Source organism: Pseudomonas sp. LBUM1653, from assembly GCF_059716115.1.
In genome coordinates, this window is record NZ_CP166803.1 from 6,930,877 (window position 1) to 6,952,695 (window position 21,819).

20 protein-coding genes and 2 pseudogenes are annotated in these 21,819 nt (G+C 58.4%); 16 read left to right on the forward strand and 6 right to left on the reverse strand.

The genetic code is table 11. From position 1 onward, the window contains the following. Positions 1-213 precede the first annotated feature (213 nt). From ACA054_RS31445 to ACA054_RS31470, 6 genes are all read left to right on the forward strand, one after another. Complete coding sequence (locus tag ACA054_RS31445) at positions 214-1,077, forward strand: YicC/YloC family endoribonuclease (protein ID WP_497687576.1); 864 nt, start codon at positions 214-216, stop codon at positions 1,075-1,077. 12 nt (positions 1,078-1,089) lie between these two features. Then, the gene (gmk, locus tag ACA054_RS31450) at positions 1,090-1,710 is read left to right on the forward strand and encodes a guanylate kinase (protein ID WP_497687577.1); all 621 of its coding nucleotides are present in this window, start codon (positions 1,090-1,092) and stop codon (positions 1,708-1,710) included. A gap of 167 nt (positions 1,711-1,877) precedes the next feature. Further along, entirely contained in the window at positions 1,878-2,141 is a 264-nt protein-coding gene (gene rpoZ, locus ACA054_RS31455) for a DNA-directed RNA polymerase subunit omega (RefSeq protein ID WP_497687578.1), read from the forward strand. 57 nt (positions 2,142-2,198) lie between these two features. Next, positions 2,199-4,304: a bifunctional GTP diphosphokinase/guanosine-3',5'-bis pyrophosphate 3'-pyrophosphohydrolase gene (gene spoT / locus ACA054_RS31460; RefSeq protein ID WP_497687579.1), complete on the forward strand. Its 2,106-nt coding sequence runs from the start codon at positions 2,199-2,201 to the stop codon at positions 4,302-4,304. Between the two features lie 28 nt (positions 4,305-4,332). Next, positions 4,333-4,713, forward strand: coding sequence for a RidA family protein (locus tag ACA054_RS31465; RefSeq protein ID WP_003229509.1), 381 nt, complete (start codon positions 4,333-4,335; stop codon positions 4,711-4,713). A 67-nt stretch (positions 4,714-4,780) separates the two neighbouring features. Then, on the forward strand, positions 4,781-5,521 hold the full coding sequence (locus ACA054_RS31470; RefSeq protein WP_497687580.1) for a hypothetical protein: 741 nt from the start codon (positions 4,781-4,783) through the stop codon (positions 5,519-5,521). A 130-nt stretch (positions 5,522-5,651) separates the two neighbouring features. Here the strand turns inward: ACA054_RS31470 and ACA054_RS31475 are convergent, their stop codons facing one another. Then, positions 5,652-6,509 (reverse strand): SDR family oxidoreductase, encoded by an 858-nt coding sequence (locus ACA054_RS31475; protein WP_497687581.1) that lies wholly within the window; start codon positions 6,507-6,509, stop codon positions 5,652-5,654. 190 nt (positions 6,510-6,699) lie between these two features. On the opposite strand from ACA054_RS31475, the gene exbB reads away from it, so the two are divergent. The 10 genes and pseudogenes from exbB to ACA054_RS31525 form a co-directional block, all read left to right on the forward strand. Continuing rightward, the gene (gene exbB, locus ACA054_RS31480; RefSeq protein WP_497687582.1) at positions 6,700-7,659 is read left to right on the forward strand and encodes a tonB-system energizer ExbB; all 960 of its coding nucleotides are present in this window, start codon (positions 6,700-6,702) and stop codon (positions 7,657-7,659) included. Between the two features lie 6 nt (positions 7,660-7,665). Beyond that, positions 7,666-8,094, forward strand: a complete 429-nt coding sequence (exbD, locus tag ACA054_RS31485) for a TonB system transport protein ExbD (protein ID WP_008064483.1) — start codon at positions 7,666-7,668, stop codon at positions 8,092-8,094. Beyond that, the gene (locus ACA054_RS31490; protein WP_497687583.1) at positions 8,091-8,840 is read left to right on the forward strand and encodes a TonB family protein; all 750 of its coding nucleotides are present in this window, start codon (positions 8,091-8,093) and stop codon (positions 8,838-8,840) included. Before exbD ends, ACA054_RS31490 begins: the two co-directional genes overlap by 4 nt. 189 nt (positions 8,841-9,029) lie before the next feature. Further along, positions 9,030-9,959 (forward strand): hydrogen peroxide-inducible genes activator, encoded by a 930-nt coding sequence (locus tag ACA054_RS31495; protein WP_497687584.1) that lies wholly within the window; start codon positions 9,030-9,032, stop codon positions 9,957-9,959. Positions 9,960-9,967: 8 nt separating this feature from the next. Then, positions 9,968-12,043: an ATP-dependent DNA helicase RecG gene (recG, locus tag ACA054_RS31500; protein ID WP_497687585.1), complete on the forward strand. Its 2,076-nt coding sequence runs from the start codon at positions 9,968-9,970 to the stop codon at positions 12,041-12,043. Positions 12,044-12,121: 78 nt separating this feature from the next. Beyond that, positions 12,122-13,522, forward strand: a complete 1,401-nt coding sequence (locus tag ACA054_RS31505; RefSeq protein WP_497687586.1) for an aminoacyl-tRNA deacylase and HDOD domain-containing protein — start codon at positions 12,122-12,124, stop codon at positions 13,520-13,522. Positions 13,523-13,797: 275 nt separating this feature from the next. Continuing rightward, positions 13,798-14,865 carry an RHS repeat-associated core domain-containing protein gene (locus ACA054_RS31510; RefSeq protein WP_497687587.1) on the forward strand — a complete coding sequence of 356 codons (1,068 nt, stop codon included), beginning with the start codon at positions 13,798-13,800 and terminating at the stop codon, positions 14,863-14,865. Positions 14,866-14,990: 125 nt separating this feature from the next. Further along, positions 14,991-15,414 (forward strand): annotated as a pseudogene (locus ACA054_RS31515) (HDOD domain-containing protein); the annotation flags it as partial. A gap of 275 nt (positions 15,415-15,689) precedes the next feature. Continuing rightward, positions 15,690-16,763, forward strand: coding sequence for an RHS repeat-associated core domain-containing protein (locus ACA054_RS31520; RefSeq protein ID WP_497687588.1), 1,074 nt, complete (start codon positions 15,690-15,692; stop codon positions 16,761-16,763). A 148-nt stretch (positions 16,764-16,911) separates the two neighbouring features. Beyond that, positions 16,912-17,322 (forward strand): annotated as a pseudogene (locus ACA054_RS31525) (HDOD domain-containing protein); the annotation flags it as partial. A gap of 85 nt (positions 17,323-17,407) precedes the next feature. On the opposite strand, the gene ACA054_RS31530 reads toward ACA054_RS31525, so the two are convergent. From ACA054_RS31530 to ACA054_RS31550, 5 genes are all read right to left on the reverse strand, one after another. Next, the gene (locus ACA054_RS31530; protein WP_497687589.1) at positions 17,408-18,772 is read right to left on the reverse strand and encodes an NHL repeat-containing protein; all 1,365 of its coding nucleotides are present in this window, start codon (positions 18,770-18,772) and stop codon (positions 17,408-17,410) included. Positions 18,773-18,933: 161 nt separating this feature from the next. Next, positions 18,934-19,317: a helicase gene (locus ACA054_RS31535; RefSeq protein ID WP_497687590.1), complete on the reverse strand. Its 384-nt coding sequence runs from the start codon at positions 19,315-19,317 to the stop codon at positions 18,934-18,936. Between the two features lie 150 nt (positions 19,318-19,467). Further along, positions 19,468-19,842: a DUF6124 family protein gene (locus ACA054_RS31540; RefSeq protein WP_497687591.1), complete on the reverse strand. Its 375-nt coding sequence runs from the start codon at positions 19,840-19,842 to the stop codon at positions 19,468-19,470. Between the two features lie 345 nt (positions 19,843-20,187). Further along, a complete protein-coding gene (locus tag ACA054_RS31545; RefSeq protein WP_003213368.1) occupies positions 20,188-20,463 on the reverse strand; it encodes an HU family DNA-binding protein in 276 nt (91 codons plus the stop codon). Between the two features lie 194 nt (positions 20,464-20,657). Beyond that, the gene (locus tag ACA054_RS31550; protein ID WP_497687592.1) at positions 20,658-21,806 is read right to left on the reverse strand and encodes an NAD(P)/FAD-dependent oxidoreductase; all 1,149 of its coding nucleotides are present in this window, start codon (positions 21,804-21,806) and stop codon (positions 20,658-20,660) included. Between the last annotated feature and the right edge of the window lie 13 nt (positions 21,807-21,819).

Here is a 21,819-nt window from a genome sequence, read left to right on the forward strand (position 1 = left end):
ACGACTGGGCACTTCTAAAAAAATCCTCGGACGAGCGAAGGCTCTGCACAGCCCGCCGCCGACGACCTGCAGGCCTTTGTCACACCGTGTGTTTGGGCGCATCCACGCCACTGCGCTACAATCCTGCGCCTTTGTTGCCAGTCGGCTTAAATTCATTGATATCGGATGGCCGGAACGTCAGTTGCGCGCCGATCTGCATTGCGAGGTACCTCCATGGTGCACAGCATGACCGCCTTCGCCCGCGTCGAGAAAGCCGGGGTCCAGGGCACCCTGAGCTGGGAACTGCGCTCGGTCAACAGCCGTTACCTCGAGCCACACCTGCGCCTGCCGGAGTCTTTTCGCGACCTTGAAGGCGCTGTCCGTGAAGCCCTGCGCCAGGGCGTATCGCGGGGCAAGCTCGAATGCACCCTGCGCTTCACCGAAGAAAACACCGGCAAACCGCTGCAAGTGGACCAGGATCGCGCAGCGCAACTGGTCGCAGCCGCCGAGACGATCGCCAGCCTGATCAAGAATCCGGCGGCACTGAACCCGCTCGAAGTCCTGGCGTGGCCCGGCGTACTGGTGGGTGATGCGACTGACCCGCAAGCGCTGAACGCCGAGGCGCTGGCGCTGTTCAACCAGGGCCTCAAAGAACTCAAGGCCGGCCGCGAGCGCGAAGGCGCGGAGCTGGCGCGGCTGATCAACGATCGCCTGACGTCCATCGAAGAAGACGTGGTGACCCTGCGCGAGCTCGTTCCACAAATGCTCGCCACCCAGCGCCAGAAAGTGCTCGACCGCTTCGCCGACATGAAGGCCGAGATGGACCCGCAGCGCCTGGAGCAGGAAATGGTCATGCTCGCGCAAAAAAGCGACGTCGCTGAAGAACTGGATCGCCTGAGCACTCACATCATCGAAGTTCGCCGGGTGCTCAAGTCCGGCGGTGCCGCCGGGCGGCGCCTGGACTTCCTGATGCAGGAGCTCAACCGCGAAGCCAACACACTGGGCTCCAAAGCCTTCGACCCGCGCAGCACCCAGGCTGCGGTCAACCTCAAGGTGTTGATCGAGCAGATGCGCGAACAAGTGCAGAATATTGAGTAAGGCAAACCCCACATGACCCACAGCACCGGCACTCTCTACATCATTTCCGCGCCTTCGGGCGCTGGCAAGACCAGCCTGGTCAAGGCCTTGATCGACGCCCAGCCGCAGATCCAGGTTTCCGTTTCCCACACCACCCGCGCCATGCGTCCGGGCGAAGTGGACGGCGTGAACTACAACTTCGTCTCGCGCGAAGAGTTCGTGAAGATGATCGAGCACGGCGATTTCCTCGAGCGCGCCGAGGTGTTCGGCAATCTCTACGGCACCTCGCAGAGCCACTTGCAGCAGACGCTGGACGAAGGCCACGACCTGATCCTGGAAATCGACTGGCAAGGCGCCGAGCAGGTGCGCAAGCTGATGCCCCAGGCACGCTCGATCTTCATCCTGCCGCCGAGCCAGGAGGCCCTGCGCCAGCGCCTGGACAACCGCGGCCAAGACAGCCACGAGATCATCGAAGGCCGCATGCGTGAAGCCGTCAGCGAAATGAGCCACTACGTCGACTACGACTACCTGATCATCAACGACGATTTCGCCCACGCGCTGGACGACTTGAAGGCGATTTTCCGCGCCAATCAGCTGCAACAGAAACGCCAGCAGCAACGTTTTGGCAAATTACTGGCTGAATTACTCGGCTAAAGAGCGCTTCCCAAAACAGCTGCAAGGGCTTTACATTGGCACTTGTAGCGCGCTGGAGGGCTTGATCAAAAAATCAGCGCTTCCCTAATCGCTGGTGATTTTTTAAACTGTTGAGTCCGCTCGCCCATCCGGGCAGCGCGCATATTGCATTTGCTACGAGGAAGACCATGGCCCGCGTAACCGTTGAAGACTGCCTAGAACACGTGGATAACCGCTTTGAGCTGGTCATGCTCTCTACCAAGCGTGCCCGTCAACTGGCCACTGGCGGCAAAGAGCCGAAAGTAGCATGGGAAAACGACAAACCTACCGTCGTCGCCCTGCGTGAAATCGCTGAAGGCCTGATGAGCTACGAAGTAATCGCCGAAGCCGAAATCGTTGAAGACGAACCGCTTTTCGCTGCATTTGAGGACGAGTCCAACGAGGCCGTCTAAGCCTATGCCTGGTCGACGTAGCACGGCGCGGGAACAAAGCTTACGGCAGGAGACATCATGCCGAGCATAGACGCCCTCGCCGATCGCTTATCGACCTACCTCGGCAAAGACCAGGTCAACCTGGTCCGCCGAGCGTATTTCTACGCCGAACAAGCCCACGACGGCCAACGCCGCCGTAGCGGCGAGGCGTACGTCACGCACCCACTCGCGGTGGCGAATATTCTTGCCGACATGCACATGGACCATCAGAGCCTGATGGCGGCCATGCTGCATGACGTGATCGAAGACACCGGCATTGCCAAGGAAGCGCTGCAAGCGCAATTTGGCGAAACCGTGGCCGAACTGGTCGACGGGGTCAGCAAACTGACCCAGATGAACTTCGAGACCAAGGCCGAAGCCCAGGCTGAAAACTTCCAGAAAATGGCCATGGCCATGGCCCGCGACATTCGCGTGATCCTGGTCAAGCTGGCCGACCGCCTGCACAACATGCGCACCCTGGAAGTGCTGTCCGGCGAAAAACGCCGGCGCATCGCCAAGGAAACCCTGGAAATCTATGCACCCATCGCCAACCGGCTGGGCATGCACGCTATCCGCATAGAATTCGAAGACCTCGGCTTCAAGGCCATGCACCCGATGCGTTCCGCGCGGATCTACCAGGCGGTCAAGCGCGCCCGGGGCAACCGCAAGGAAATCGTCAACAAGATCGAAGAATCCCTCAGCCATTGCCTGGCGATTGATGAAATCCAGGGCGAGGTCAGCGGGCGCCAGAAACACCTCTACGGCATCTACAAGAAAATGCGCGGCAAGCGTCGGGCCTTCAATGAGATCATGGACGTCTACGCGTTCCGGATCATCGTCGACAAGGTCGATACCTGCTACCGCGTGCTGGGCGCCGTGCATAATTTGTACAAACCGTTGCCGGGGCGCTTCAAGGATTACATCGCGATTCCCAAGGCCAACGGCTATCAGTCGCTGCACACCACGCTGTTTGGCATGCACGGTGTTCCGATCGAGATCCAGATCCGTACCCGTGAAATGGAAGAGATGGCCAACAACGGCATCGCCGCCCATTGGCTGTACAAGTCCAGCGGCGACGAGCAGCCAAAAGGCACGCACGCACGCGCCCGCCAGTGGGTCAAAGGCGTGCTGGAAATGCAGCAACGGGCCGGCAACTCGCTGGAGTTCATCGAAAGCGTGAAGATCGACCTGTTCCCGGACGAGGTCTACGTGTTCACGCCCAAAGGCCGGATCATGGAGCTGCCCAAGGGCTCCACGGCGGTCGACTTCGCCTACGCAGTGCACACCGACGTCGGCAACAGCTGCATTGCCTGCCGGATCAACCGTCGCCTCGCGCCGCTGTCCGAACCGCTGCAAAGCGGCTCCACGGTCGAGATCGTCAGCGCTCCGGGCGCACGGCCGAACCCGGCGTGGCTCAACTTCGTGGTCACCGGCAAGGCGCGCACCCACATTCGCCATGCACTGAAACTGCAGCGCCGCTCCGAGTCCATCAACCTGGGCGAACGCCTGCTGAACAAGGTGCTCAACGGTTTCGACAGTTCGCTGGAAAAAATCCCGGCAGAGCGCGTGAAGGCGATGCTCGCCGAGTACCGCCTCGAACTGATCGAAGACTTGCTTGAGGACATCGGCCTGGGCAATCGCATGGCCTATGTGGTGGCTCGCCGCCTGCTGGGCGAAGGTGAGCAGTTGCCAAGTCCGGAAGGCCCGCTGGCAATTCGCGGCACCGAAGGCCTGGTGCTCAGCTATGCCAAGTGCTGCACGCCGATCCCGGGCGACCCGATTGTCGGTCACCTGTCCGCGGGCAAAGGCATGGTCGTGCACTTGGACAACTGCCGCAACATCAGCGAAATCCGTCACAACCCGGAAAAGTGCATCCAGCTCTCGTGGGCCAAGGATGTCACCGGCGAATTCAACGTCGAACTGCGCGTCGAGCTGGAACACCAGCGCGGCCTGATCGCCCTGCTGGCCAGCAGCGTCAACGCCGCCGACGGCAACATAGAGAAAATCAGCATGGATGAACGCGATGGTCGCATCAGCGTGGTCCAACTGGTGGTCAGCGTACACGACCGTGTGCACCTGGCCCGCGTGATCAAGAAACTGCGCGCCCTCACCGGGGTGATTCGCATTACCCGCATGCGCGCGTAGCCATCCAATCAATTACAAGGAGTCATTCATGACCAAGACTGTTATCACCAGCGACAAGGCCCCGGCCGCCATCGGTACTTACTCCCAGGCGATCAAGGCTGGCAACACCGTCTACATGTCCGGCCAGATTCCCCTGGACCCAAAAACCATGGAACTGGTCGAAGGCTTCGAAGCCCAGACCGTCCAGGTGTTCGAGAACCTCAAGGCCGTGGCTGAAGCCGCCGGCGGTTCGTTCAAGGACATCGTCAAGCTGAACATCTTCCTCACCGACCTGAGCCATTTCGCCAAGGTCAACGAGATCATGGGCAAGTACTTCGACCAGCCTTACCCAGCCCGCGCCGCCATCGGCGTAGCGGCCCTGCCAAAGGGTTCGCAGGTTGAAATGGATGCCATCCTGGTCATCGAGTAACGCGTCTGGCGCAGCCCATGGCTGCGCCGACCGCTCTGCAGTAAAGAAAGTCTGAAAGGATTCCACCATGCGCAAAGCGCTTGCTCTCTCGCTGCTCGCCCTGCTTTTGGGCGGATGTGCCAGCGACCCTGCCGACCGTGACATCAGCGGCACCTGGATCAACCAGGCGGCGATCGATGCTGCAGCCAAAGGCAGCCCCCTGCGTGAAGCCCTCCAGGCCTACGGCCCGAACCTGGAGTGGGACGTCAACACCAAGGCCAGTCAGGCCCGCTACACCAATGGTTTTGAAAATGTCGAAGGCAAGTTGCTGGGCGAACAGTCCGGCGCCTGGAAAGTCGACTTTTATGGCAGCTCTGCCAGCGAGCTCAAGCGTGACGGCAAGCAACTGAGCCAGGCCGCCAGCGACAACGAACCTGAGCAGGTCTTCGACCGGGCGCTGATTCAGGTTCCGGATGGCGCACCGATGGGTGCCAGTTTCGAACGCGCGCTGTACTCGGCGTATATGGGCGGAAGCTGGAAGGTAGTCAGCGGCCCCGGCGAAGGCAATAGCGTGCAGTTCCAGGCCGACGGCCAGGTCATCGGACTACCGGAAGCCGATCGTTATGCCCTGTGCCTGGCAGGTGACTGTGCGTCGATGAGCGGTGGCAACGACAACATGTGGTTGCAACTCAACGGACAAGGAAACCCCTGGATTTTTGCGCGCAAAGGCAAGGAACTGGAAATTTTCCAGGCTGTGAATGCGGCCCAGGCAGACGAAATGCCCCAGTACACACCGGGCAATCGCAAGTGGTTGCTGGAAAAGCAGTGACCCGCCCCCGAGGCTGACACAAAACACTGTGGGAGCGAGCTTGCTCGCGATGAGGCCATAACATTCAACATTTATGCTGACTGTCATGCCATCAATCGCGAGCAAGCTCGCTCCCACAGGTATTTAGGCGTCAGCTATTCCCTTCAATGATCGCGGCATAACCCTCGCGAAAACTCGGATACTTCGGCGCCCAGCCCAACGCCTTCGCCCGCGCATTGCTGCAACGCTTGCTCCCGGTGCGGCGCACAGTGGCGTTCTCCGCCCACTCGGTCACACCCAGATACTCGCGCAACCAACCCACCACATCCGCCAGCGCTGCGGGCGCGTCGTCAACGCCTATATAGACGTCATCCAGTGCTACGCCACGCCGATCCGCCTCTAACAGACAGGCCATCAACCCGGCGGCGTCATCGGCATGAATTCGATTGGCGTACAACGGCGGATCGACCGCCACGCGATACCCCTGGCGAACCTGGGTCAGCAACCACTCACGACCCGGACCGTAGATACCGGTCAGGCGCACGATACTGGCCGGGATGCCGCTATTGAGGGCAATCTGCTCCGCTTCGAGCATCACACGCCCTGAATAACCCGCCGCCACGGCTGGCGAAGCCTCGTCAATCCACTCGCCCTGCTGCTGGCCGTAGACACTGCTGCTGGAAACGAACAGCAAGCGATTGGGCACCTGCCCATAGTCGTCCAGCCACTCCAGCACATGCTGCAAGCCCTGAACATAAGCGGCGCGGTAACCGGCTTCATCGTGATCGGTGGCGGCCGCACAGTACACCAGGTAATCCACCGCACCGACCGGCCAGGTCGCTGGGCAGTCTTTGTTGAACAAGTCGCCGGCCACCCCGACAACCCCGTCGGGCAGGCGTGAAACGTCACGGCGCAGGCCATGGACTTCCCACCCGCCAGCCAGTAATTGCGTGGCCAGACGACTGCCGACATCACCGCAACCGGCGATCAAAACAGAGGGTGCGGACATCAGAAAACTCTCCTCGAAAATGGACAAACCAGCGCTGGCAATGGACGAGCGGCTAGCAATGCAGGAAAAAAAGAGACTCTATTACTTTTGTTAACAAGAATTACTTGCAATAATGCGGACCACTTTTGTTCTCGGCCTTACGAGGCCTGGAAGAACATTAACCGTCTTTTTCCCTCAGGTCCGGCCCAGCATGACACGTAATCAACTCTCCGCTTCGCCAACCAAACGACCTCGCGCCTGGAGCGCGGTGGCCGCCCTGCTACTCAGCCTGATGCTGGCGCCAACCGCCGCCCTTGCTGACGCACCAGCTGCCGCCGCCGCACCTGCCCCAACCGACCACGCCGCCCCGGCAGTGCCGCCGGTCGCGACCGATCCTGCCCAGGCAGTACCGGCAGACACTATCGGTGAAGACGCTCCCGAAGTCCTCGAAGCCGACAACACCCTGGGCATGGCCCATGACCTGTCGCCGTGGGGCATGTACCAGAACGCCGACATCATCGTGAAAATCGTGATGATCGGCCTGGCCATCGCCTCGATCATCACCTGGACCATCTGGATCGCCAAAGGCTTCGAGCTGATGGGTGCCAAGCGTCGTCTGCGCAGTGAAATCGTGCACCTGAAAAAAGCCACCACGCTCAAGGAAGCCAGCGCATCGGCGACCAAACCAGGCACCCTGGCCAACCTGCTGGTCCATGACGCCCTGGAAGAAATGCGTTTGTCGGCCAGCAGCCGCGAGATAGAAGGCATCAAGGAACGCGTCAGCTTCCGCCTTGAGCGCCTGGTAGCGGCTTGCGGTCGCAACATGAGCAGCGGCACCGGCGTCCTCGCCACCATCGGTTCCACCGCGCCGTTCGTCGGCCTGTTCGGTACCGTATGGGGCATCATGAACAGCTTCATCGGCATCGCCAAGACCCAGACCACCAACCTCGCCGTCGTCGCCCCGGGCATCGCCGAAGCCTTGCTGGCGACCGCTCTGGGCCTGGTGGCAGCGATCCCTGCGGTGGTGATCTACAACGTGTTCGCCCGCTCCATCGCCGGTTACAAAGCGCAGGTCTCCGATGCGTCGGCAGAAGTCCTGCTGCTGGTCAGCCGCGACCTCGACCACCAGCCTGAGCGCAGCTCGAAACCGCACATGGTGAAAGTGGGGTAATCGGCCATGGGCCTGCATTTGAAAGAAGGGGCAGACGACGATCTGTCCGAAAACCACGAAATCAACGTCACGCCGTTCATTGACGTGATGCTGGTGCTGCTGATCATCTTCATGGTGGCGGCGCCATTGGCCACTGTGGACATCAAGGTCGACCTGCCAGCGTCCACCGCCAAACCGGCGCCACGGCCGGAGAAACCGGTGTTCCTCAGCGTCAAGGCTGACCAGCGCCTGTTCCTCGGCGAAGACGAAGTGAAGGCCGAAGCACTCGGCGCCACGCTCGACGCCAGGACCCAGGGCAAGAAAGACACGACGATCTTCTTCCAAGCCGATAAAGGTGTGGATTACGGCGACTTGATGAGCGTGATGGACAACCTGCGTGCCGCCGGTTACCTGAAGGTCGGTCTGGTCGGACTCGAGACGGCAGCCAAAAAATGATCACTACGCGCCATAAGCTGACGCGTTACAGCGGTAGCCTGGCCATCGTGCTGGGCGTTCACGCGCTGGCCATCGCGCTGGCCGTGAACTGGACTGCCCACCCGCCCATCGAATTGCCGCCCCAGGCAATGATGGTCGAACTGGCACCGGTTCCCGCCCCGCCACCGCCTGCACCGCCGAAGGTCGTCACGCCACCGCAGCCGCCAGCTCCGGTCGAAGAACTGCCGATACCCAAGCTTGCGGAAGCGCCAAAGGCCGAGATTGCCGTGCCCAAGCCGGTAAAACCCAAGCCAAAGCCGCAACCGCCCAAACCGGTAGAGAAAAAGCCCGAGCCGCCGAAGGAAAAACCCTCGGAAGCCAAACCGAGCGAGGCCCAACCGACTCAGGCCCCAACGGAGAAATCCGCCCAGCCTGCGCCAGGTCCGTCCCCTGCTCAATTGGCCGCCAAAGCCAGCTGGCAAGGCACCCTGCTCGCCCACCTGGCCAAGTACAAAAAGTACCCGGCCAGCGCACAGGCACGGGGCAAGGAAGGCATGAACCGGCTGCGCTTCGTGGTGGACGCCGAAGGCAACGTGCTGTCGTTTGAACTGGTAGGTGCCTCCGGCACTGCGGACCTGGACCGGGCGACCCTGGAAATGATCCGCCGGGCCCAACCACTGCCCAAGCCACCGGCAGACATGCTGACCAATGGCTCCATCGAAATTGTTGCACCCTTTGTTTATTCGCTGGAAAAACGCCGGCGCTAAGCAGAACACAACCCCTGTAGGAGCAAGCTTGCTCGCGATGGTCGTCAACGATAATGCGCAGAGCCTGACACCACGCGGCGGTCTCAGGTTTTTCGCGAGCAGGCTCGCTCCCACACACACACAGTCTGATAACGTGCGTCTATCGATTGCAGCCGGTATGCTTGGCCCGCAACTTCATGGACGCTTGCTATGACCCTCACAGAATTACGCTACATCGTTACCCTCGCCCAAGAACAACACTTCGGCCATGCCGCCGAGCGTTGTCACGTCAGCCAGCCGACCCTGTCGGTGGGCGTGAAAAAGCTTGAAGACGAACTCGGTGTGCTGATTTTCGAGCGCAGCAAAAGCGCCGTGCGCTTGACTCCGGTCGGCGAAGGCATCGTCGCCCAGGCGCAAAAAGTGCTCGAACAAGCCCAAGGCATCCGCGAACTGGCCCAGGCTGGCAAGAACCAGCTGACCGCGCCACTCAAGGTCGGCGCGATCTATACCGTCGGGCCATACCTGTTCCCGCACCTGATTCCGCAACTGCACCGGGTTGCCCCGCAGATGCCGTTGTACATCGAGGAAAACTTTACCCACGTGCTGCGCGACAAACTGCGTAACGGCGAACTCGACGCGATCATCATCGCCCTGCCGTTCAACGAAGCTGACGTGCTGACCTTGCAACTCTATGACGAGCCGTTCTATGTCCTGATGCCGGCTCAGCACCCATGGACGCAGAAAGAATCCATCGACGCCAGCCTGCTCAACGACAAGAGCCTGTTGCTGCTCGGCGAAGGCCACTGCTTCCGCGATCAAGTGCTGGAAGCCTGCCCGACCCTGGCCAAGGGCAACGACGGCGCCAAGCACACCACGGTGGAGTCCAGTTCGCTGGAAACCATCCGACACATGGTGGCTTCCGGCCTCGGCATTTCGATCCTGCCGCTTTCGGCGGTTGACAGCCATCACTACGCCCCCGGCGTGATCGAGGTTCGACCGCTGTCGGCGCCGGTGCCATTCCGCACCGTAGCCATTGCCTGGCGTGCGAGCTTCCCGCGTCCGAAGGCCATTGAAATCCTCGCTGACTCCATTCGCCTGTGCTCGGTTGCCAAACCCGCGGCACCGGTAACGGCCGGTTAAGCCACGCCATGACCGAGTTGTCGCAAGTGTCGGTGACAGCACTGAAGGGTGTCGGCGAAGCCATGGCCGAAAAACTGGCCAAGGTCGGCCTGGAAAATCTCCAGGACGTTCTGTTTCATCTGCCGCTGCGTTACCAGGATCGCACTCGCGTAGTGCCGATCGGCGCGCTGCGCCCAGGGCAAGATGCCGTGATCGAAGGCACCGTCAGCGGTGCCGATGTGGTCATGGGCCGACGCCGCAGCCTGGTGGTGCGCCTGCAGGACGGTACCGGCGGGCTCAGCCTGCGCTTCTATCACTTCAGCAATGCACAGAAAGAAGGCCTCAAGCGCGGCACGCGGATTCGCTGCTACGGCGAAGCGCGGCCCGGTGCATCGGGACTGGAAATCTACCACCCGGAATACCGCGCCATCACCGGCGACGAACCGCCGCCCGTGGATGAAACCCTGACCCCGGTGTACCCGCTCACCGAAGGCCTGACCCAACAGCGCCTGCGCCAGCTGTGCATGCAAACCCTGACCCTCCTCGGTCCCAGCAGCCTGCCCGACTGGCTGCCAAAGGAACTGGCCCGGGATTACCAACTGGCGCCGCTGGCCGATGCGATCCGCTACCTGCATAACCCGCCTGCCGATGCCGACGTCGACGAACTCGCCCTGGGTCATCACTGGGCCCAGCACCGCCTGGCCTTCGAAGAACTGCTGACCCATCAACTGTCCCAGCAGCGCCTGCGCGAGAGCATGCGTTCGTTGCGCGCACCGGCGATGCCCAAGGCCACCCGGCTGCCCGCCAGGTACCTGGCCAATCTCGGCTTCAACCCTACGGGCGCACAGCAGCGAGTCGGTAACGAAATCGCCTACGACCTCAGTCAGCACGAGCCTATGCTGCGGCTGATTCAAGGTGACGTCGGCGCCGGCAAGACAGTGGTCGCCGCCCTTGCCGCACTGCAGGCCCTGGAAGCGGGTTATCAGGTCGCGCTGATGGCTCCGACCGAGATTCTCGCGGAACAGCACTACATCACTTTCAAGCGCTGGCTCGAACCGCTGGGTATCGAAGTCGCCTGGCTGGCCGGCAAGCTCAAGGGCAAGAACCGCGTGGCCGCACTGGAGCAGATCGCCAGCGGTACACTCATGGTGGTCGGCACCCACGCGCTGTTCCAGGATGAAGTGCAGTTCCAGAACCTGGCGCTGGTGATCATCGATGAGCAGCACCGTTTCGGCGTGCAACAACGCCTGGCGTTGCGGCAGAAAGGTGTCGGCGGGCGCATGTGCCCGCATCAGCTGATCATGACCGCCACGCCGATCCCTCGTACCCTGGCCATGAGCGCCTACGCCGATCTCGACACCTCGATCCTCGATGAATTGCCGCCTGGCCGAACCCCGGTGAATACCGTACTGATCACCGACACCCGGCGCGTCGAAGTCATCGAGCGGGTGCGAGGCGCCTGCGCCGAAGGACGTCAGGCCTACTGGGTATGCACACTGATCGAAGAGTCGGAAGAGTTGACCTGCCAGGCCGCGCAAACCACTTACGAAGACCTCACCGCGGCCCTCGGCGAGCTGAAAGTGGGCCTGATTCACGGCCGCATGAAACCTGTCGAAAAAGCCGAAGTGATGGCTCAATTCAAGGCTGGCAACCTACAGCTGCTGGTCGCCACCACCGTGATCGAAGTCGGCGTGGACGTGCCCAACGCCAGCCTGATGATCATCGAAAACCCCGAGCGCCTGGGCCTGGCGCAACTGCACCAGTTGCGCGGCCGCGTCGGACGGGGCAGCGCGGCCAGCCATTGCGTGCTGCTTTATCATCCGCCGTTGTCACAGATCGGCCGTCAGCGGCTGGGTATCATGCGCGAAACCAACGACGGCTTCGTGATCGCCGAAAAAGACCTCGAACTGCGCGGGCCCGGCGAAATGCTCGGCACACGGCAAACCGGCCTGCTTCAATTCAAGGTCGCCGACCTGATGCGCGATGCCGACCTGCTGCCTGCCGTACGCGACGCCGCCCAAGCCTTGCTGGAACGCTGGCCTGACCATGTCAGCCCGTTACTCGACCGCTGGTTGCGCCATGGGCAGCAATACGGCCAAGTGTGAGCACCGTCTCAGTTTCCCGGCCATGGCCTTGGGCAAGCTGGTTATACTCCTGAAATTGTTTTAGAACGGATACAGACCATGACCGAAGTTGCCCTCGCACCCGCTACTCCGCATGCTCCGTCGGTCATTCGGCTACTGCTGGGCAAAATGGGCATTGCCTACGAAGAAGTGCTCGACCATCACGGCCTGAATGCCGCGCGCAAAGTCCAGGCCGTGCTGCTCGATGACAGTGTCGGTGCGTTGATGGTGCTGTATCCGCAGAGTCAATTGCTGGACCTCAATCGCCTGACCGAACTCACAGGCCGCCGCCTCACGGCCGTGTCGACCGAGCGCCTGGAGAAAATGCTCGGCAAACACAACCTGAGCCTGCTGCCGGGCCTGCCCTCGCTGACCAGCTCGCCCTGCCTGTATGAAGAAAGCCTGTTGCACGAGCCCATGGTGCTGGTCAATTCGGGTGAGCCGGGCGTGCTGCTGGAGATTACAACTGAAGCCTTCAGGTCCATGCTGACCAAGGCCAGCGCCGCCAACTTCGGCGAGAACCTGAGCAGCATCCGCCCCAACCTCGATCGCCCTGACGATGACCGCGAGGAAATCTCCCAAGCCGTCCAGGCGTTCACCGCGCGACGTATCCAGCAACGACTGGAAGCGACCATCGAGATTCCACCGCTGGCCGAAACGGCACAGAAGATCATCAAACTGCGCGTCGACCCCAACGCCACCATCGACGACATTACTGGCGTAGTCGAAACCGACCCGGCGCTGGCCGCACAGGTGGTGAGTTGGGCTGCATCGCCCTACTACGCTTCACCGGGCAAGATTCGTTCGGTAGAAGACGCGATCGTCCGGGTACTGGGCTTCGATCTGGTGATCAACCTGGCGCTGGGCCTGGCCCTGGGCAAAACCTTGAGCCTGCCCAAGGACCGCCCGCAACACAGCACCCCGTACTGGCAGCAATCGATCTACACGGCCGCGGTCATCGAAGGCCTGACTCGCGCCATGCCCCGCGCCCAGCGCCCGGAAGCGGGCCTGACCTACCTGGCGGGCCTGCTGCACAACTTCGGCTACCTGTTGCTGGCCCACGTGTTCCCGCCGCACTTCTCGCTGATCTGCCGTCACATGGAGGTCAACCCGCACCTGTGCCACAGCTTTGTGGAGCAACACCTGCTCGGCATCAGCCGTGAACAGATCGGCTCATGGCTGATGCGCTACTGGGACATGCCGGAAGAACTCACCACCGCGCTGCGCTTCCAGCACGACCCAGCCTACGACGGCACCTACGCCGAGTACCCAAACCTGGTTTGCCTGGCCGTACGCCTGCTGCGCAGCCGTGGCATTGGCTCCGGGCCGGACGAAGACATCCCGGACGCCCTGCTGGAGCGTCTCGGCCTGAGCCGTGCCAAGGCCGAAGACGTCGTCAGCAAAGTGCTTGAGGCTGAAGTGTTGCTGCGTGAACTCGCCTCCCAATTCAGCCAACCCTGAAAGCATCGCGAGCAGGCTCGCACACAGGAATCACCTCCGCCCTGTAGGAGCAAGGCTTGCCCGCGATGAGTTCACCGCAATCTAACCAATACACCCCACACTTGCCCTCCGCTGAACCCTCACCAAAAACGCCTTGATCGTTATCGCCCGTATCGCGACAAAGCCCCAGCGGGACATAACAATGACTGCACCTATCAGAACTGCTAGTACCAACCAGGCCGCATACAGTCTAGAGTGAACCCAAGTTAATTCGCAGCAATGGACAGGCTTATAAAATGGCGCTTTTAATTAACAAGATGCTCTGCCATTATCGCTATGATGCTACTGACAGATTGGTGGGGCACTTGGAGTCAGAAGCTCTTGAACGAAGGCTGTTTTATTGCGGATCCCGCCAAGTTACTGAAATGCAAGGCCTATCAAATCGAACTACCATCTTGCACGGAAAATTGCTGCTGGCGCAGCATTCAAACGAGAATATAAAACGTAATACTGCACTGCTTACTACCGATCAACAGTGTTCAGTAATAAACGCGCTTCAGTCGCAGAAACCACCATCCCCCTCTGTCTATACACCTTATGGTCACCGAACCATTGGAACCGACGTTGCGTCACTGCCAAGCTTCACTGGCGAACGGGCAGATCCGGTGACACAACATTACCCATTAGGCCAGGGGCATCGATGGTTTAATCCCGTGTTGATGCGATTCAACAGCCCCGACAGCCTGAGCCCATTTGGTAGAGGGGGGTTAAATTCATATGTGTATTGTATGGGTGACCCCGTGAACCAAACGGATCCGAGTGGAAAATTCTCGGTCCGGAGTATTTGGGCCGCAGCAAGGGGAAAATACATAAAAGAAGGCGTGACTTTCGACCTGCAACAAGTAAAAAATGTTAAACAAATAGCACCCACAATTTTGATATATGATGACACTTACAAAAACGGAACTCGATTAAATATTTCCGCACACGGGCAAGCGCCCGACCCGACAAATGGTACTTCTTCAGGAATGCAATACAGCAAAGAAAGCGCTATTAATCCAATGCAGCTTTATCAAATATTGAAGAAAAACAACGTTGAGATAAAAAAATACGACAGTATACGGTTAATATCTTGCAATCTAGCTGATGGAAATATCTCATTCGCTGGTGAGTTCGCGATACTAACAGGAAAACAGGTTAAAGCATATTCGGGCAAGCTTATGGCACTCCATTTTAATGACTCTACTTGGGGTGCTCTCAGTCCCTCAGAGACCATATTAGGAATCGCCAAACGAAATCACTATGAACCGAGATACTTTTATCCATGGAACATCTCACAAAAAATCCGGCAGCCTGAGAGATAAAAAAACCAGACGGCTATTTAAGCAGGAATGCCCGTCTGTTCGAGGTCTCAGATGACCAAAAAACGCTGCTCTTTTTGTCCATTGATGACTTCACCAGCTTCGTCGAGACCACACCGAGGGCAGCCTATTTGCTGCTGGCGCACGTATTCCCGCCGCACTTCTCGCTGATTAGCCGTCATATGGAGGTCAATGCACACCTGTGCCACAGCTTTGTGAAGCAACACCTGCTCGGCATCAGCCGTGAACAGATCGGCTCATGGCTCATGGCTAATGCGCTACTGAGACATGCCGGAAGAACTCACCACCGCACTGCGCTTCCAGCACGACCCAGGCTACGACGGCACCTACGCCGAGTACCCGAACCTGGTTTGCCTGTCCGTACGTCTACTGTGCAGCCGTGGCATTGGCTCCGGACCGGACGAAGACATTCCGGACGCCCTGTTGGATCGTCTCGGCCTGAGCCGTGCCAAAGCTGAAGACGTCGTCAGCAAAGTGCTGGAAGCTGAAGTGCTGCTGCGCGAACTGGCATCGCAATTCGGCCAGCCCTGAAAGTAATCCCGAGCAAGCTTTGCTCCCACAGGAATCAAATAATCCCTGTAGGAGTGAGCTTGCTCGCGATTAATCCACTGATTTCTATCCGACAGACCATCACGTTACGTTTCACAATCCTCCTCACCATTAGCTCGCTGACTGCGCTTGCTTGTGTAATGACGAATCCACAAGCGGCACATATGACTGTACCTATCAGAACTGCTAGTACCAACCAGACCGCTAACGGTATAGGCTAAACTCAATTCTATTCTAGCAATAGGTCGGGTCATGTAATGGCTACATTCAACAACATGCTACTCTGCCTTTATCACTACGATGCTATTGATAGATTGGTGGGTCGCTCAGAGCCGAAATCGCACGGAAGAAAGTTTTTCTACTGCAGAGCCCGTCAAGCTACTGAAATGCAAGGTCTATCACACCTAACTACTTTCATGCATGATGAGTTCCTACTGGCGCAGCATTCAGACGAGAATAGAAAGCGCAACACTTCACTGCTTGCTACCGACCAGCAAAATTCAGTAATCAACGCTCAACAGTTGCAGAAACCTCCCTCCTCCGCTGCCTATACGCCATATGGCCACCGAACCAGTGGAAACGATGTTACGTCATTGCCAGGCTTTACTGGCGAAAGGGCAGATTCGCTAACAGGACATTTCCCTTTAGGCCAAGGGCATAGATGGTTTAATCCCGTGCTGATGCGATTCAACAGCCCTGACCGCCTAAGCCCATTTGGTAAGGGTGGCTTAAATTCATATGCGTACTGCATGGGTGACCCAGTGAACCGGACGGATCCTAGTGGGCAAAAATCGATCTTACATCGCTTGTTTTTTGCACCGAAAAAACGAGACCTATACCTGTTTAAAGACGTATTGTTCGACATGCAACCAGTAACTAATGCTAAACAAATTTCACCTAACATCACAATTTTCGAAAGCATTCACAAAAATAAACTTCGATTAACGATCAATGGACATGGAAGCGAGCCGAGGCCAGATTATGGCATCGCTTCAGAGATGCAGCGTGAGGGGAAAAATGGTTTCGGCCCGAGAGGACTACTTCGACTGCTAAAGAAAAATAACGTTGACATTGAAAAATACACTTATATACGTTTGAGAGCGTGCAATCTCGCTGACGGGCATAATTCATTTGCAGGTAGACTCGCGAGGCTAACTGGAAAAGAAGTTAAGGCATATTCGGGAATAACTGCATCGTTATTTTTTGGTGATCTTCCGGGAGTTCTCTTACCCACGGCGACCGAGATGGGAATTGCTAAACAGATAAATTATGAACCTCGATACTTCATCCCATGGGACACCTCCAGAAAAATCCGACAGCCTAAAGCCTAAGAGATAGGCCAAACGGCTATTCAAACGGGATGGTCGTCTTTTCGATGTTTGAGAAGAAAAAATGCCGCTCGCCTCATCCATTTATGGCTTCACCTGCAGCGTTGAAACTACGACGGCCTTGGCCGCGCAGATTGTCAGATGGCCGCCTCTGTCGGCGCACGTACTACCGTCGCACTTCTCGCTGATCTGCCGGCACAAGGAGGTCAACCCACACCTGTGCCACAGCTACATCGAGCAACACCTGCAGGGCAGCAGCCGTGAACAGATCGGCTCATGGCTGATGCGCTACTGGGACATGCCGGAAGAACTCACCACCGCGCTGCGCTTCCAGCACGACCCAGCCTACGACGGCACCTACGCCGAGTACCCGAACCTGGTTTGCCTGGCCGTACGCCTGCTGCGCAGCCGAGGCATTGGCTCCGGACCGGATGAAGACATTCCGGACGCCCTGCTGGAGCGTCTCGGCCTGAGCCGCGCCAAAGCCGAAGACGTCGTTAGCAAAGTCCTCGAGGCTGAAGTGTTGCTGCGCGAACTGGCTTCGCAATTCGGGCAACCCTGAAACCAATCGCGAGCAAGCTCGCTCCCACAGGGATCACCTCCACCCTGGTAGGAGCAAGGCTTGCCCGCGATGAATTCAACCCGGTCTATCTCTTCGTCTGAGGGAGATAGCGCAGTACCCAGCCGCCGGTAAGATCAGGCCATGGCCCGACAATGTTGTACAACGCACCGCAAACTACGATCCTGCCGTCCTTCATCACCGCCATGTCCTGAATCGACTCATAGCCTTCGTCATCATTGAAAATGGCGAAGCCTTTTCCCTCATTGAACGTCTGGTCCAGAGAACCATCAGCAACAAGTCGCGCTGTTATTGCTGTGAGAATTTCTGTCGGGTAGCCATTGCCAGTGCTTCCGGCAACCACGATTGATCCGCTTGCCGCCCATGCACAGCGATACCACGCCGATCCATCAGGCGTCAGCGCGCTGTACAACGGCTTCCCGCTGTTGAACACAAGATTGTAAGAGCCACTGGTATTCAGAACCACAATCAAACCCTGGTGCGACTCTCCAGTCCCGGGTTGCGCAAAACCGGCCGCCAGAACGGCGCCATCACTTTTTCGTAGCGTGATGGCGTTAAATCCAATCTGGCGAGTATTAGAAATGGTAACGGTGCGACCTGAGTTAAACCCAAGATCCAACTTACCTTGAGCGTCCAAGCGCGTTACAAAGGCTCCGCGATCATCTCGGCCGTTATAAAATTGCCCGCAGATCAACAAATGTCCATCCGCCTGCACCGCGATGGCTGCGGCGGTATTCGATTCATATGCAACATCTGCAAGCTCGACCATTGCAAACCCGGTACCGTTGAAAGTCAGGTCCCGTGAACCATCTGAGTTACGGCGCAACACAATGCCTTTTCGTTTGCCAGTACTGTCCGAGCCAGTAGTGAGCAGAACAAACTTGCCATCTGCCTGCTCAACCAAAGACGGTACGGCGGCGTGAGAAGCCTGATTGGCAGAATATGACTTTTTTTCGATAACTTGGTGCATTGGGTTGTGCTTGGAATTACCAAACTCATCGTCGGGGATATGGAGAATTCCCGTACCGTTTAATGAGTTATCCAGCTGACCATTCGGGAGCTGACGAACAATTAGCATGCCCGGGACAGTTGCCAAACTGCTCTTGCCGAAGATCAACCATCCACCATTCGTGGATGCACTGATCCCGAATATCTTGAGCTCTTCATATTGGTCAAGATCGACATGAACAAACCCTTGTTTCTTATCGTCGAAGTCCTTGTCGAGTGAAGCGTCCTCATTCAACCGAGCCACCGCAAACCCGGCTCCCTGCCCCAATAACGGGATAACAACGATTAGCTTACCTGCATCCAAGGTAAGTAAGGCAGACGCTTGAAACCCGGATATCGCGGGGAGCGGCAATTTCAGGATGCCATTTCCATTAAAATTCGGATCGAATGGACCCGAAGTAGATTCTACTTTCGCTTGATTCATGATCTTGTTCCTTCAAAGGCTGTTGAGGTCCGCCATGGACCCCTGCACCAATGAAGCGCCAATCAATATTTTTCAGATACTGTCAACAATGACAGTTCATGTTTCCTTTTGAGACATTTCAATGTGCTCGTAATGAATCCCTGCAGGCGGCCTGAAAGACCTTAAGCCTTAGGCTTCGCCTTCCTCGGCTTCAAGTACTTGGTGAGTCCCTGGAACCAGATCACCAGCGCCGGGTTGCCCTTGATCTGAATCGACTTGTCCTGAATCCCCGTCATGAACGCCAACTGCTTGTTCTTGGCCTGCATCGTGGCAAAGCCGTAGGCGGCGTCCTTGAAGGCAATCGCAAACGCCGGCTCGGCGTATACACCCGCCTTGCTAGTAATGCGCTGATCCTTCACCCGGAAGTGCCGCGCTACTTTCCCGTCCAGGGTCTGCAGCTGAAACACCAATTCCTTGTCACCCAGCTGCTGCTGGAACGCCGGATTGGCCCGACTGGCCTTACCCATCAACAAACCCAGCATCCACAGCAGAAAACGAAATTTCATGCGCACAGCCTCAAAAGAAAAAATGAACGGCCGGCGCAGTGTAGCGATTAAAATCCCGAACGCCACCTTCGAGTTACGTTAGGAGGAGATGCCAGGTTTTTTGACACCGATGACTACCAAGTCACTGACGAAAGCTCTCCTCTTCCGGACTCAGGCAGGGTGTGACGGGGCGACGTTGTCCAACACCCGATTCACCGCCAGCTCACCGAGCATGATCACCTGCTGAAGCGCCAGCAAAGTGCTTCGGTGCGCCCCTTCCAGCATCGCGGCGATTTCACTCGCCATTACACTCGCCGACGCCAACGACTCACAGGCGTGGGCCAATAGCGTTTCGTTGTCGATGTCAGGCGCTACGACAAAGATCGTGCTTGGCGTATGGGCTCCGGTCATGACCAGGGCATTGGGTTTCAGGTAATGGTCCAGGGCCCGATTGGCAGCATGGTGCAACCTTCTTGAAGTCGCGCAGATGTACGGAGTAGTGCTTTCGGCTGTTGATCCGGCGGGCAATTCGTTGACCTTGGGCATGGTGCATCTCCGAGGAATATTGGGAGTGACCACGCTAACCGTCGCGCTTCCGACGGCCAACCTTAAAAAAGCGTCGGATGCTTCCTCGATTTTGTAAGGGATTTCATCATTTTCGAGATTCGTTTATCGATTCCAAACTTGCCGTTGGGAGGCATTGGAACTTTGGAAGGTTCGGACCGCATTCGGACAATCTTTCACTCCTCCATCCCACAAAACTTTCGGACATTTCCCTCATGACGCCGGGTTATGGATGAACTCCTTGGCGTTAAAGTCAACGCAAAAAAAATGGGCACCCAACCCGGTTGGCGTGCCCATTTTTTCGCGACCCCGCCTAGGGGATGCGGATTACGGATTAACACTGTCCTTCAACGACTTACCCGGCTTGAACGCAACAGTGTTGCTGGCCTTGATTTTAACCGGCTCACCGGTTTGCGGGTTTTTGCCGGTGCGGGCACCGCGGTGGCGTTGCAGGAAGGTGCCGAAACCTACCAGCGTCACGCTGTCTTTGCGGTGCAGGGCGCCGGTGATTTCTTCGAGAACGGCGTTGAGGACGCGGTTGGCTTGCTCTTTGGTGAGATCTGCTTTTTCAGCAATGGCTGCGGCGAGTTCTGGTTTACGCATATTAGTGAAGCCCCTTTGACGGTTTTTTGTTGTTATGTCCGTGCCGCTCTCTGTGGAGCAGCGCCCAAAGCGCCGCAGGTGCTCTACTCTGCGGCAGACGGGAGTGAGAATGGCACGCAGCGCGGAGCCGCGCCAGTGTCGGCGCGGCCAATGTATGGGCAAAAGGGGGGTGATTCCGACAGAACGACCGGTATTTACGCCAGCAGTGCCGGAAGCTCTTTGTTGAGGGCCAGTTTCTCCATCACGGCCGCGCCTGTCAGGGCATAACCGAGCAGTTTGCCGTGGGTATCGCGGCATAAAACCTTGATGTCGGCGCCCTGCCCTTCGACGGTCCAGACGCCCTCTGTACCCCGTGGCGGCGGGGATACCACCAATGGACACACCGGGGTTTTGACGGTGATCGGCATCGGGCCATAGTTGACCACCGCGGGGTTGCCGGCGAGGGTCTGAGCCAGCGCTCTCGCACAACTCATCAGGGGCATCACGTACAACAGATTCAGCCCATCGACCTCGGCACAGTCGCCCAGGGCGTAGATGTTGGCGTGGGAAGTTTGCAGGTGACGGTCGACCACTACGCCGCGATTGACTTGCAGGCCGGCAGCGGCGGCCAAGTCGATGCGTGGACGCAGGCCAATGGCCGACACCACCACGTCGCACGGGATGACCTGGCCATCGGAAAGATGGGCTTCCAGACCGTCAGCAACCCGCTGCAGGCGATTGAGTACCGGCCCGAGGTGGAAGCGTGCACCCAGGCTTTCCAGCCCGGCCTGGACCGCTGCGGCGGCCGCCGGGTGCAACAGGGTCGGCATGACCTGCTCGCACGGCGCAACCAATTGCACCTCGTAGCCGCCCAGGGTCAGGTCGTTGGCGAATTCGCAGCCGATCAGGCCAGCGCCCAGCAGCAATACCCGACGCTTGCCGGCCGCTGCCGCGCGAAAGCGCGCGTAGTCTTCCAGGTCGTTGATCGGGAACACGCAATCCGCCGCGTCGCCTTCGATGGGCACACGTACGGTTTCGGCGCCCCAGGCCAGGACCAGGTCGCGGTAGATCACCGCTTCCTCGCCGATCCACAGGCGCTTGTGGCCCGGGTCTATGCCGCTGATGCGGGTATGGGTACGCACTTCGGCCTTCAACTGCTCGGCCATGACGCCCGGTTCGGCCATGCTCAGGCCATCCGCATCCTTGTTTTTACCGAAGCCGGTGGAAAGCATCGGTTTGGAGTAGGAACGCCCGTCATCGGCGGTAATCAGCAGGAGCGGGGTCTCGCTGTCGAGTTTGCGAAACTCGCGAGCGACGTTGTAACCAGCCAGCCCGGTACCAACGATTACGACAGGTGCGTTCATGCATGACTCCTCA